Genomic DNA, 12,546 nt, shown 5'->3' with positions numbered 1-12,546 from the left:
ATGACGATCGCAAACGTCCAGGAAGCTGCCGAAACAGCCGTTACCGAATATATCCTTGCGCAGGAAACCAAGGACCAGCTGCGTTTTCTCACCTGTGGTTCCGTCGACGACGGCAAATCGACCCTGATCGGCCGCCTGCTCTTCGACACCAAACTGATTTTCGAGGATCAGCTGGCGGCGCTCGAGCGCGACTCCCGCAAGCATGGCACGGTCGGTGAGGACATGGACCTGGCGCTGCTCGTCGACGGTCTGGAAGCCGAGCGCGAGCAGGGCATCACCATCGATGTCGCCTATCGCTTTTTTGCGACCGACAAGCGCAAGTTCATCGTCGCCGACACGCCGGGCCACGAGCAGTATACCCGCAACATGGCCACGGGCGCTTCCACCGCCGATCTTGCCGTTCTGCTGGTCGACGCCCGCAACGGCCTGATGGTGCAGACCCGCCGTCACGCCTTCATCGCCTCGCTGCTCGGCATCCGCCACGTGGTGCTGGCGGTCAACAAGATCGACCTGGTGGACTATTCCGAAGAGCGGTTCGAACAGATCCGCACGGAGTTCGAGACCTTTGCCAACGGCTTCGACTTCGAAACCCTGCAGGCGATCCCGATGTCCGCCCGCTACGGCGACAACGTCACCGCCACCAGCGACAAGTTGACCTGGTATTCCGGCCCGACGCTCTTGGAGCATCTGGAAGGTGTCGAGGTCGGCGAACAGGAGCTCGAGGCTCCGTTCCGTTTCCCGGTGCAGTGGGTCAACCGGCCGAACCTCGATTTCCGCGGCTATTCGGGCACCGTGGCCAGCGGTCGGGTTTCGGTCGGCGAGGAGCTGGTTGTTGCCGGTCCCGCCAAGATGTCGAAGGTGAAATCCATCATCGGCACGAGCGGCGAAGTGCAGGACGCCTGCGCCGGAGAAGCGGTCACCATCACGCTGGAAGATGAGATCGACATCTCCCGCGGCGACCTCCTGTCGTCCACGGCGTCCCGTCCGGATGTTGCCGACCAGTTTGCCGCCCACGTCATCTGGATGTCCGACGAGCCGCTGCTGCCGGGCCGTCCGTATCTTCTGAAGATCGGCACCCGCACGGTCACTGCGACCGTTTCGGAGATCAAGCACAAGATCAACGTCAACACGTTCGAGCACATGGCCGGCAAGACTCTGGGCCTGAACGAAATCGCGTTCTGCAATTTTGCTCTGTCCTCCGCCGTGCCGTTCGATCCCTATGAGGCCAACCGGGCCACCGGTTCGTTCATCCTGATCGACCGCATGTCCAATGCCACCGTCGGGGCGGGCATGGTCTGGTTCGCGCTGCGCCGGGCGAGCAACATTCACTGGCAGGCGCTCGCTGTCGACAAGGCGGCGCGCTCGGAAAAGCTCGGCCAGAAGCCCGCGGTCCTCTGGTTCACCGGTCTTTCCGGCTCGGGCAAGTCGACCATTGCGTCGATCGTGGAAAAGAAGCTTCATATCGACGGTCGGCATACCTATGCGCTCGACGGCGACAACGTCCGGCATGGGCTCAACAGGGACCTCGGCTTCACCGACGCCGACCGGGTGGAGAATATCCGCCGGGTGGGCGAGGTCGCCAGGCTCTTCACGGATGCCGGCATGATCACGCTCGTGTCCTTCATCTCGCCGTTCAGGTCCGAACGCCGGCTGGCCCGGGATCTGCTGGGCGAAGGCGAGTTCATCGAGGTCTTTGTGGACACGCCGATCGAAGAATGCCGCAGGCGCGATCCCAAAGGCCTCTATGCCAAGGCCGACCGGGGCGAGATCAAGAACTTCACCGGCATCGACAGCCCCTACGAGGCACCGGAAAATCCGGAAATCCACATCCGGAACGTGGACCGGGACCCGCAGGAGATTGCCGATGAAATCATCGCCTACCTGCGCGAGCGCGGGTTCCTGGAAGGCTATTCTTCCCACGGAGAAGGCATCTGAGCCCCTTCCGGTATTGCGCAAGGCGGTGAGCTGACCGCCATGGCCTTGCAGGGCGTACGTCCCTGCAAGGCCATTTTTCTTACCGCCTCTCGAGCCGGCATGTCACCGCTGCCCGCTCGCGCCGCCGGGCGCCTGGAAAACCGCGTCGCCCGCTTCTTTGCCATTGCCCGTCCGCGCGAAGACTTCTAAGACCGTTCCTCGCAATTGAATCAGGGATTGAAAGGCTTCGGTACGTCATGAAAACCGTTCTGGTGACCGGCTCCGCAGGATTTATCGGCTACTTTCTTTGCACGCGTCTGTTGAAGGACGGGTTCCGGGTCATCGGCCTCGACGCGATGACGGACTATTACGATGTCCGCCTGAAGGAGCGCCGCCAGCAGATGCTGCTGCAGAACGAGCACTTCACGCCGGTGAACGACCGGGTGGAGGCGCCTGACCTGCTCATGTCGCTGTTCCGCTCCGAAAAGCCGGACTTCGTCATCCACTTAGCGGCGCAGGCGGGGGTGCGGTATTCGATCGAGGCGCCGCGTTCCTACCTGGAAAGCAACCTCTGCGGCACGTTCGAACTCCTGGAAGCCGCGCGCGCCTTTCCGCCGGAACACATGCTGCTTGCCTCCACGTCTTCCGCCTACGGCGCCAATACCGCCCTGCCGTACAAGGAGACGGACAAGGCCGACCATCAGATGTCCTTCTACGCCGCCACCAAGAAGGCGACGGAAACGATGGCGCATTCCTACGCCCATCTCTACGACCTGCCGGTGACCATGTTCCGCTTCTTCACCGTCTACGGACCGTGGGGACGGCCGGACATGGCGCTCTTCAAGTTCACCAAGGCGATCCTCGAAGGCCGGCCGATCGACGTCTATAATTACGGCGACATGAAGCGGGACTTCACCTATGTGGAAGACCTTGTCGAGGGCATCCGCCTGCTGATGGACGCCGTGCCGTTGCGCCCTGCCGAAGGCGAAGAAGTGCCAGATGGCGACAGCCTGTCTCCCGTTGCGCCCTGGCGGATCGTCAATATCGGTAATTCCACCTGCGTGCGGCTGACCGACTTCATCGAGGCGATCGAGACGGCGACCGGCAGGACCGCCGAACGCAACCTGATGCCCATGCAGCCGGGTGACGTGCCCGCAACCTGGGCCGATGCGGACCTGCTGCACAGCCTGACCGGCTACCGGCCAAAAACCACGGTTCAGGAAGGCGTTGCCAGGTTCGTGAAGTGGTACCGGGAGTACCATCAGGTCTGAGGCCGGACGCCGGACGCGGGAACCTTACTCCTCCTCCAGTGCGCTCAACGTGGCGAGGACCTTCGACGTGAGATCCAGGAACTGCTGACGTTCGGTTTCGTCGAGATCGGCCAGGGCCAGCTCGTTGACCGCCACGGCCTCGCCAAGCGCGATGTCGCGAAGCTGCCTGGCGCGGTCGGTTAGGTGCACATATTGCACTCGTGCGTCTCCTTCGCCGCGCCGCCGGGTTATCAGTCCGTCCCGTTCCATGCGCGAGAGCGTTGCCGCCATCGTCGGCTGTTCGATGTCGAGACGGTCCACGAGCTCCTTCTGGGTCAGGCCATCCTTTTCCCATAGATACAAGAGCGCCGGAAAGGCCCCCAGGGCGATTCCGTGCGGCTTGATCCTTCGCTCAAGCTGGCGGGCAAACAGCCGCGCCATGTGGTTTACCAGATAGCCCGCCGAAGTTTCGCGATCGAATTTCATGTCTGCACCATCGTTTCCATTCCGAACCGTTGCATAACATAGCAAGCTATGCAATATTATATAGCATACTATGTAAATGGAGGTGACATGATGCTCTCGACAATTCACAAGGTTTCCGCTGCACTTGCGACGGCGACGATCGCGACCTTCTGGCTGTCCACCGTGGTCGCCGAGGCCTTCCTGGACACCGGGGCGGTCGTCATGGTCAAGACCCTGATCCCCTATGGTTTCTGGGTGCTCATTCCAGCCCTTGCGGCAGCCGGAGGGACCGGATTTCGGATGGCAGGTGCGGTCAAGGGGGGCGCCGTCGGCGCAAAGCGCAGGCGCATGCCGGTCATCGCGGCCAACGGCATTGTGGTCCTGATACCCTCGGCGCTCTTTCTCGCCGCGAAGGCCCAGGCAGGGGAATTCGACGGCAGCTTCTATGCCGTCCAGGCCGCCGAACTGGTTGCCGGGACCGTCAACCTGTCGCTCATGGGGCTGAACATCCGTGACGGGCTGCGAATGACTGCCGGTCGCAGACGGCGCGTTCCCTCACATGCGGGCTGATTACTCGGCCTGCTGGCAGACATCCACCCACTTTGCCGCGGTGATTTGCGCCATGCGCTCCGGCGATACCTTCACCGCGGCATTGGTTGCCCCGGCCGCCGGAATGACGATGTCGAAGTCCTTCAGCGATACGTCGCAATAGACGGGAAGGGGCCGCACGAGCCCGAAGGGGCACACGCCGCCGACGGGATGTCCGGTCAGGGTTTCGACGTCGTCAAGGCCGACCATCTTCACCTTGCCGCCAAAGGCCGCCTTGGCCTTCTTGTTGTCCAGCCGCGCGTCGCCCCGGGTGACCACCAGGATCACCTGGTCCTTGATCTGAAAGGAAAGCGTCTTGGCGATCTGGCCCGGCACGACACCATGGGCCCTGGCGGCGAGGTCCACGGTGGCGGTGCTGTCTTCGGTGACGAGGACTTCCAGGTCGGGGGCTGCACTGGCGAGATGGTCACGGACGCTGTCGAGGCTCATGCCGGATTATTTTCCTCTGTCTGGCGGTGGTTGTTCAAGGAAATATGACGATGGAGAATTTGAATGACAACTTGTCATATCCCCAATTTCATCATGGGATAAATTAAGAAGGTGTTTAGGGTAAAATGTTAAACGGGTCTTAACCATTTCTGCCGTAAACGCAGCAGGTAGCGGATGTGGAACAGGGTTCCGGGAACTCCGCTGACAGTTCCACTCAAAGGATTGCCGAAATGGCAAAAGCCATTACAGCTGCTTCTGAAGCCAGCGTCCCTGAAGAGCACCGGGACGAGCGGGCTGGAAGGTCGACCCCTCGGGATGAGATGATGAACGTACCCGGCCAGATTGCGAAAAATCTACTTTTCTGGGGCTCCATCGTGCTCACCATCTATGCGCTTTATGCACTGGTTGCCGCCCTGTAACCGTTGGGAATCACGGGTTCCACCGGCGCCTGCTCTGCCTGCACACTGAAAACGGAAATATCAGCGGTCCGCGTCGAGGCGGCCGGCGCCGAAATGGTGTTCGGGCCGGAACGTTGCCGGAAGCGGGTGCGTGGCCGCGCGCCCGGTGATTTCCGCAACCAGGCAATCGGCCACCAGATGGGCAATGCCGAAGGAAATCTTGAAGCCGCCGGCTGCGGCATAGGTGGCGTCAAGGCCCGGGAGCTTGCCGACAAGCGGATCCCGCTTGTTGCACCGGGGCCGGATGCCGGCCCAGTCGGTAAGCACCTGCCGTCCCGTCAGCTTCGGGCAGAAGGCCGTGGCCCGCCGCAGCAGTTCGGCGGAGCGTGCCGGAGAAGGCGAATTGTCCGAAAAGTCCCTGTCCGAAGTGCTGCCGACGGCCACCGTGCCGTTGCCGTGCGGCACGACATAGAGCCCGTCGCAGTAGATCGCCGGCTTGTCCTCCAGGTCCGCACCCTCCAGGAGCAGTGCCTGGCCCTTTTCCCCGCGCCCGATCCGTTCGCCGGTGAACCGCTCGATCAGGTCAAAGGCCGAGAACCCGCCAGAGACCACGAGAGACCTTGCCCGGATCGGGGGCGTTTCCCCTGACACTTCCACGCTGCCGGTGGCTTCGTCGAAGCCGCTGACGGCGACGCCTTCGATAAGCGTGCCGCGGGCGCGGACGAAGGCGCCGAGAGCGGCAAGATAGGCGCGCGGCGAGACCCGGGCCGCAAGCGTCTCATAGACGATGCCGTGCGGGGCGGCGGCGGGGGCCAGCCAGTCCGCGCGGCTCCCCGCCGGTTCCACAATATAGGAAAAGCCGGTTTCCTGCGGGCGCCAGCGCAGTTTGCTCTCCTGCGCCCGCTCCAGGTGGTGGTCGAGCTTGTCGGTGGTCGTCAGCGGCAGAATGCGGCCGCAGCGGCGGTAGCCGCAGTCAAGGCCGGTCTCGGCCTCCAGTTGGCGGATATGGTCTTCGAGGCTCAGCAGGGCCTGAAACTGGTACTCCTTTTTCGGGTTCCACCGCGCCGGCATATGCGGCATCAGGGCCCCCAGCAGGCCGCCGCTCGACCCCGCACCCACACGGTCCTTCTCCAGGACGGCGACCCTCAACCCCGCCTTGATCGCCGCATGAGCGACCGAGAGGCCGAAAATTCCGGCTCCGGCAACGGCAAGGTCAAAAGGTTCGTCGGAGGGCTGCGCCATGGCGGAATCGATACCATCTGTCATTGATTGCTGTCGTGGGCTCTCTTATGAGAACGCAGCCGCGATGGCAAAGTCTTTGAGGCGCGGCGGACGCTCCGCCCGTTTGTCTCGCCAGGCGCAAAGAGCAGGGTACACGGATAACATGTCGACGAAAGCACCGGATCTGGAATGGCTCGAAGGCGACGTGCCCCGGGCGGAAGCCTTTGACGATACTTATTTTTCCAGGGCCGGAGGCCTTGAGGAAACCCGCCATGTGTTCCTGAAGGGCAATGGACTGCCCGCACGATTTTCGGGCCGGGACACTTTTACGATTGCCGAATTCGGCTTCGGCACCGGGCTCAATTTCCTGACGACTCTTGTTGCGCTGAAGGAACTGTCCCGCCCGCCTGCGCTGACATTCGTTTCCTTCGAGCTCTATCCGATGACGGCGGACCAGCTCGCACGCGCTCTGGGCGCCTTTCCGCAGCTCGGGTCTCTGGCCGCAGACCTGATCGCGGCCTGGAACCCGCATCCGGGCTGGAACCGGCTCTCGGTTTCCGGCGCGGACCTGTTGCTGGGCATCGGCGATGCCCGCGACCTGATCGGCAGGCTTCGGTTGGACGGGCGGGAGAGCGGGGAGGAGGAATGCGTCATCAGCGCCATCGACGCCTGGTACTTGGACGGTTTCAGCCCGGCCAGAAACCCGGAGCTCTGGGATGCGGATCTCATGAAGGCGGCCGCCGGCCTGACCGCACCGGGCGGCACCCTGGCGACCTATACGGCGGCCGGCTGGGTGCGCCGCAATCTCCAGTCGGCCGGCTTTACCATCGAAAAGACCGGCGGGTTCGCAGGCAAGCGCGAAATGGTCACTGGCCGAATGGCGTGAGATCGCCGTCTTCTTGGCTGACGGTCTGCCGCAGCCACAGCCGGAACTTCTGCATGGCGCTGTTTTCCTCACGGGACTTCAGCCATGTGAGCCAGTAGCTTCCCGTCAGGACGCTCGCCTCGAACGGCCGCACGAGCCGTCCCGATCGCAGGTCGTGAGGGAACATGGCAACCGGCACCAAGGCGACCCCGGCGCCCTGGGCGGCGGCTTCTACCATGGTCAGCGAACTGTCGAACATCCAGCCGCGCGCCCGCGGGGCGGGCAGGGCAACCGTCTGAAACCATCTGGCCCACTCATCCAGCCGATAGGACCTCAGGAGCGATCCCCTGAGCAGGTCTTCCGGCGTTTTCAGTCTGCCGGCCGTTTCGGGGCAGCAGAGCGGCGCAAGCGGGGCGTCCATCAGCTTCTCCGCATTGGTGCCGTGCCAGGCGCCGTCGCCGAAACGGATGAAACAGTCGAGCCCGTCGGCGAGCATATCCGCGCGGTTGTTGTTGGTCTTCAGACGCAGATCGATATGCGGGTGGACGAGCGAAAACGCAGGCAGCCGCGAGAGCAGCCAGCCTGTTGCAAAGGTGCCGACCACGCCCACGGTCAGCACCTCACGGAAATTGCCGGCCTCGAACCGGCTGAGCGCGGCACTCATCCGCCGGAAGGCATCCGTCAGCACGGGCAGCAGCGCATGCCCTTCATCGGTGAGCGCGACACCGCGCGGCAACCGCTCGAACAGAGATACGCCGAGCAGGTCTTCCAGGGCTTTCACCTGATGGCTGACGGCGGTCTGGGACACCCTGAGTTCCAGGCCGGCCCGGGTGAAGCTGCACAGCCGCGCCGAGGCCTCGAATGCCCTGAGCGCGTTCAGCGGCAATTTTGAAATGTCCATGATGCTCCTGCTTTGCTCCGGGCGGCCGAAATGGACATGCTTTAAGGCCAAGTTTCATTCATGTCTAACCCCATTATTCATCATTTGCGTAATATCTGCGGCAGCGGCAAGGTCGCTGTGTCTCGACGGGACGGTGAGGGGGGCAAACGCCGAATCGGCTGGGCGCGAACGTTGCTTCCGAGCATCCGGTGTTCCCGAAGGACCCACAGACGATGCTCTAGCCTTTGAAAACGCTTAACTTTTCAGGAGTTCATCATGAAATATTGGATCCGCCGCAGCGCCCTTGCGGTTGCCCTCGGCTTGTCTTCCGCGTTTACCCTGATGCCTGGCACAGCCGGTGCAGCCGGCTTCGACCCCGAACCGCTCGCCCGGACGGTCGCGAACCTGCAGGAGAGCCTTTCGGCCAGGATCGGCGTTGCCGTGCTCGACACGCAGACCGGCGCCACATGGACCCATCATGCCGACGAGCGCTTTCCCTTGAATAGCACTTTCAAGGCCTTTCTCTGTGCCGCGTTGCTGGACATGGGGGAGAAGGGCGAGACGGACCCGGCGCGGCGCGTCAGGATCCAGGAAGAGGATCTGGTGTCCTATTCACCGGTCACCGAAAAGAAGATCGGCACCAGCGGCATGACCCTCCTGGAGCTTTGCGCGGCGACCATCACCCTCAGCGACAACACGGCGGCCAATCTCGTGCTGGAAGACATCGGCGGCCCCGCCGCCCTCACCGGGTTTATGCGCGGCATCGGCGACACGATCACGCGGCTCGACCGCTACGAGACGAAGCTCAATTCCGGCATTCCGGGCGATGAGCGGGATACGACCACACCGGCGGCGGCCGTTGCCAGCCTGCACAAACTGGTGCTGGGCGATGCCCTGAGCGAAAAGGCGAGGGGCAACTGACCGAATGGCTGTTGGACAATCGGGTCGGCGGTTCCACCTTGCGGGCCGGGCTGCCGGCAGACTGGCGGATCGGCGACAAGACCGGTGCAGGCGACAATGGCTCGCGCAACAATATCGGCGTCATCTGGCCGACGGACCGCGAGCCGGTGGTGATCGCCGTCTACATCACGCAAACCGATGCCTCCTTCGACGCCAGGAACAAGGCAATCGCGGAGATCGGCAGCGCACTTGCCGACGTTCTGAAGCCTTGACGAGGAAGCGGGCAGGCAGAACCGCTCGCCCGGACGCGGAAACGCCCCTGCATTTGCAGGGGCGTTTCCTTCGAAGGCTGACCGGGATGGCAGGTCAGCCCGCGCGTGCTGTCGGAGGTTACGTCGACAGCAACACCGTCTGGCCACTGGGATCACACGCCATGCACGCGGGACAGGGGTCCCGGCTGTGCAACAGTTGGCGGATCGGCGACGAGCCGATCCGCCTGCAAGGCTGTCGTGAGGTGGTCCTCACTTGCAATTATCATTATCGTTTTCAGCCTTGCGGTGGATCGCCAGGCGCGGCTTTTGTGGTCGATGGGCCTGATTTCGCGCCTTGCGTGAACAACGCTCGAAGAGGCAATTGGTTTCAGGGAAATTCGTTTTTGTGAGGAGGCAGGGGCCGTCGGCCTTTGACGTCTCCCTCGAAGGTGTTCACCTCGCGCGCACTGCCGAAGCGAACATCCCTTTCAAACCGGGCACCAACCCGGGTCCGCCACCGCCAGATCGCTCACCGCATTTCGGGAACAGCCGTGACCGCCTTGCCCGTGGCAAACCAGCTCTTCAGGTTGTCGACCACCAGTTGACCCATGGCATTGCGGGTTGCCTGAGAGGCCGAGCCCACATGGGGCAGAAGCGTGACGCGGGGAAGCTGCATCAGCTTTTCCGGCACGTTCGGTTCGTCTTCGAACACATCCAGCCCGGCACCGTAGATCGTGCCGTTCTCCAGCGCCGCGATCAGCGCGGTTTCATCCACCACCGTGCCCCGGCCGATATTGATCACGATGCCCTCGGGTCCAAGCGCCTCCAGAACCTCCGCATTCACCGCGTGTTCGGTTTCCGGCCCGCCGGGTGCCACGACCATCAGCGTGTCGCAGGCCGCCGCGAGTTCCTTGAGCGTGGCGTGATAGGGATAGTCGACACCTTTCTGCTGGTGGCGGCCGTGGTAATGGATTTTCAGGCCAAAGGCCTCGGCACGCCGCGCAATTTCCTTGCCGATCCGGCCAAGCCCGAAAACTCCGAGCGTGCGGCCCTGGAGCGTCGCCCCGGTCAGCGGATAAGGGCCGTCCTTGACCCACTTGCCGTCCCGCAGCCATCGCTCGGCCTGTCCGAATTCACGAACCGTCATCAGCAAGAGGCCCATTGCTGTATCGGCGACCTCGTCGGTCAGCACATCCGGCGTATGGGTCACCATCACATTTGAGGCAAGGCAGTCCACGGTGTTGATCTGGTCGTAGCCGACGCCGAAGCTGGCGATGATCTCCGCATTGGGGATCTTCGACAGCAACTGCGCATTGACCTGCCCACCCGCCAGCGCCACGCCGCGGATCTTCGGCCCGATTTCCGCAAGCCGGCCATCCGGGTCGTCCGCCTCGAACAGCTTGTGAACGTTAAAGGCGGCATCCAGCTGCTCCTGAACGATCGGCAGCATCGGGCGGGGCATGAGAATGTCGACGGTTTTCATGGCGTGATCCGCTGGGATTGGGGATTGATGTCTCTAAGACCTGAACCTTACGGGGAACCACGCGCGGAAAAAAGGGCTGATTGGGCTGCAGTAGTACGGCGGCCCTTTTCGAGGCTCGGTCCATGGATGGGATGGGGCGCCTCCTGACCGGAAATCCTTATCTTCGGTCAGTCGGTTCATGCCATATGTCAATTCCCCCTCTGGCTTTCCTGTAGCCAGTTGTAGATCAGCTGCGATCCTGGCTACGCGTTTTCTCCAAAGCTGCACTTTCCTTCTTGAGGGGGCGTGAAACAGGACAGATCTCCTGCACATAGCCGTTCAGCGTGTTGGCGAGATTTGCCTGCACGATAGAATAGTGGATGTACTGACCTTTCTTCTCCTTGCGAACCAGGCCAGCGCCTTCAAGGATGCCGAGGTGCTGCGAGATCGAAGGCTTCGACATGTCGAAACGATCCGCGATTTCGCCGGCCGTCAGTGAACTGTTAGAGAGATAGGCCAGTATCTTTCTGCGTGGTGCTGAGGCCAGCGCTTCGAAAATCTTCTGAATGCTCCCGGCGTTGGCGGCGGACAGGGCGTCTTGCTGGTCGTTCATCGCGGCCTCGTACTGGACTTCCAGGATATACAGTTTCATCAATTAGGTAATTGCCTAATTATATAATCGATGGTAGTTAGCTTATTGCCTAATTAGTGGACGTCCCCTCGCAAGGCAAGTCCCTGCCGGTTGCGGCAGGAAAGTATTCAACATGCGAATTGAGCTCCCGGCACGGTCGTCCGGGACGCGAGATCGCTCGCCTTTTTTGAGGGAGTGAGCCAATGCGCTCGAATTCCGATACCTGTCTGAAAGCAGTCTCCACTGAAAGGGTCCGGTCCGAGGACGGCGCCAATCCGGTAGAGGGTACCGTGGTTCTCAAGCCGTTGAAGGCCGCCTGGATCGCCGCGATGACCTCCGTCGCTCTGGTCGCGGGTCCTCTTACTTTTTCTTTTCAGTCACTGGCGGTCTTTGTGGTTCTGACGGCAATCACGATCTGCGGCGGCCATTCGGTCGGTATGCACCGTTTGCTCATCCACCGCTCATTCGAGACGGTTCCCTGGATCGAAAGAACACTGGTGTACCTGGGCGTCCTCGTCGGCATGGCCGGTCCGCTCGGTATGATACGCCTGCACGACTTTCGCGACTGGGGACAGCGGCAATCCGATTGCCACGATTTCTTCGCCCATCGGTCCGGCTTCTGGAAAGACGCCTACTGGCAGCTCTGCTGCGGCATTGAGCTTGCAAATGAACCCGATTTTGTCGTTGAAGAGAGTGTCGCGCAGGACCTGTTCTATCGGGTCGTCGAAAGGACCTGGATCCTCCAGCAGGCAGTCGTAGCCGTGCCGCTGTATCTTGCAGGAGGTTTGTCTTTCGTGGTCTGGGGCATTTGCTGCAGGGTATCAGTGTCCCTGATCGGTCACTGGCTGGTCGGTTATTACGCGCACCAGCCGAAAGAGCACCTGCTTTACGTCGAAGGCGCCTGCGTACAGGGCTACAACCTGCCAGGGCTTGGCGCGATTACCTTCGGCGAAGCCTTTCACGAAAACCATCATGCCTTTCCGAAATCGGCCCGGCTGGGTTTCATGCCCGGCCAGGTGGACCCCGGCTGGTGGCTGGTGAAGATCCTGGAACGCTTCGGTCTGGCGTGGGGCATCAACACGCCCGAGACACTGGAACCACGGCCTGGTCTGGCGGTGAACGGGGCAAACCGCGACAAGCCGCAGACCGTTCCGGACTGGCTTTGCGCGCTGCCGAACGGCTAGGTGGTGCGCTGTACGGCCAGGGTCGTCCCCGCCCGCGAACACTCCCCCATTGCCCCGGCCGTCACTTTCCCCTAAAAGACCCCGCAG

Annotated in this window: 12 protein-coding genes and 1 pseudogene; 7 read left to right on the top strand and 6 right to left on the bottom strand. The window is 62.3% G+C overall.

The genetic code is table 11. The annotated features are described in order from the left end of the window. Together cysN and ON753_RS14045 are read left to right on the top strand one after the other, a co-directional pair. Entirely contained in the window at nucleotides 1-1,935 is a 1,935-nt protein-coding gene (gene cysN / locus ON753_RS14050; protein ID WP_265963257.1) for a sulfate adenylyltransferase subunit CysN, read from the top strand. 236 nt (nucleotides 1,936-2,171) lie between these two features. Beyond that, nucleotides 2,172-3,185 (top strand): NAD-dependent epimerase/dehydratase family protein, encoded by a 1,014-nt coding sequence (locus ON753_RS14045; RefSeq protein ID WP_265963256.1) that lies wholly within the window; start codon nucleotides 2,172-2,174, stop codon nucleotides 3,183-3,185. 24 nt (nucleotides 3,186-3,209) lie between these two features. Here ON753_RS14045 and ON753_RS14040 read toward each other — a convergent pair whose 3' ends face one another. Beyond that, complete coding sequence (locus ON753_RS14040; protein WP_265963255.1) at nucleotides 3,210-3,650, bottom strand: MarR family winged helix-turn-helix transcriptional regulator; 441 nt, start codon at nucleotides 3,648-3,650, stop codon at nucleotides 3,210-3,212. Between the two features lie 87 nt (nucleotides 3,651-3,737). Here ON753_RS14040 and ON753_RS14035 point away from each other — a divergent pair, with 87 nt between their 5' ends. Further along, nucleotides 3,738-4,199 carry a hypothetical protein gene (locus ON753_RS14035; RefSeq protein WP_323054734.1) on the top strand — a complete coding sequence of 154 codons (462 nt, stop codon included), beginning with the start codon at nucleotides 3,738-3,740 and terminating at the stop codon, nucleotides 4,197-4,199. Here the strand turns inward: ON753_RS14035 and ON753_RS14030 are convergent, their stop codons facing one another. Further along, nucleotides 4,200-4,667 (bottom strand): YbaK/EbsC family protein, encoded by a 468-nt coding sequence (locus tag ON753_RS14030; protein WP_265963254.1) that lies wholly within the window; start codon nucleotides 4,665-4,667, stop codon nucleotides 4,200-4,202. Nucleotides 4,668-4,897: 230 nt separating this feature from the next. Between ON753_RS14030 and ON753_RS14025 the strand changes: the two genes are divergently transcribed. Then, nucleotides 4,898-5,086 carry a hypothetical protein gene (locus tag ON753_RS14025; RefSeq protein ID WP_265963253.1) on the top strand — a complete coding sequence of 63 codons (189 nt, stop codon included), beginning with the start codon at nucleotides 4,898-4,900 and terminating at the stop codon, nucleotides 5,084-5,086. Nucleotides 5,087-5,146: 60 nt separating this feature from the next. On the opposite strand, the gene ON753_RS14020 is transcribed toward ON753_RS14025, so the two are convergent. Beyond that, nucleotides 5,147-6,331, bottom strand: coding sequence for an NAD(P)/FAD-dependent oxidoreductase (locus tag ON753_RS14020; RefSeq protein WP_265963252.1), 1,185 nt, complete (start codon nucleotides 6,329-6,331; stop codon nucleotides 5,147-5,149). 118 nt (nucleotides 6,332-6,449) lie between these two features. Between ON753_RS14020 and mnmC2 the strand changes: the two genes are divergently transcribed. Continuing rightward, the gene (gene mnmC2 / locus ON753_RS14015; protein ID WP_265963251.1) at nucleotides 6,450-7,172 is read left to right on the top strand and encodes a tRNA (5-methylaminomethyl-2-thiouridine)(34)-methyltransferase MnmC2; all 723 of its coding nucleotides are present in this window, start codon (nucleotides 6,450-6,452) and stop codon (nucleotides 7,170-7,172) included. Here the strand turns inward: mnmC2 and ON753_RS14010 are convergent. Further along, a complete protein-coding gene (locus ON753_RS14010; protein ID WP_265963250.1) occupies nucleotides 7,153-8,052 on the bottom strand; it encodes a LysR family transcriptional regulator in 900 nt (299 codons plus the stop codon). The two genes, mnmC2 and ON753_RS14010, sit on opposite strands and share 20 nt — an antisense overlap. 255 nt (nucleotides 8,053-8,307) lie before the next feature. Here ON753_RS14010 and bla point away from each other — a divergent pair. Then, a pseudogene (gene bla, locus ON753_RS14005) lies at nucleotides 8,308-9,203 on the top strand (class A beta-lactamase). 508 nt (nucleotides 9,204-9,711) lie between these two features. On the opposite strand, the gene ON753_RS13995 reads toward bla, so the two are convergent. Together ON753_RS13995 and ON753_RS13990 are read right to left on the bottom strand one after the other, a co-directional pair. Then, entirely contained in the window at nucleotides 9,712-10,665 is a 954-nt protein-coding gene (locus ON753_RS13995) for a 2-hydroxyacid dehydrogenase (RefSeq protein ID WP_265963247.1), read from the bottom strand. Nucleotides 10,666-10,891: 226 nt separating this feature from the next. After that, on the bottom strand, nucleotides 10,892-11,257 hold the full coding sequence (locus tag ON753_RS13990; protein WP_265967159.1) for a metalloregulator ArsR/SmtB family transcription factor: 366 nt from the start codon (nucleotides 11,255-11,257) through the stop codon (nucleotides 10,892-10,894). Between the two features lie 221 nt (nucleotides 11,258-11,478). On the opposite strand from ON753_RS13990, the gene ON753_RS13985 reads away from it, so the two are divergent. Beyond that, a complete protein-coding gene (locus ON753_RS13985; protein ID WP_265963246.1) occupies nucleotides 11,479-12,459 on the top strand; it encodes an acyl-CoA desaturase in 981 nt (326 codons plus the stop codon). The last annotated feature ends 87 nt before the right edge of the window (nucleotides 12,460-12,546 follow it).

This window comes from Roseibium salinum (genome assembly GCF_026240905.1).
GTDB classification, from domain to species: Bacteria; Pseudomonadota; Alphaproteobacteria; order Rhizobiales; family Stappiaceae; genus Roseibium; species Roseibium salinum.
This window is presented reverse-complemented; position numbering and strand designations above follow the sequence as displayed.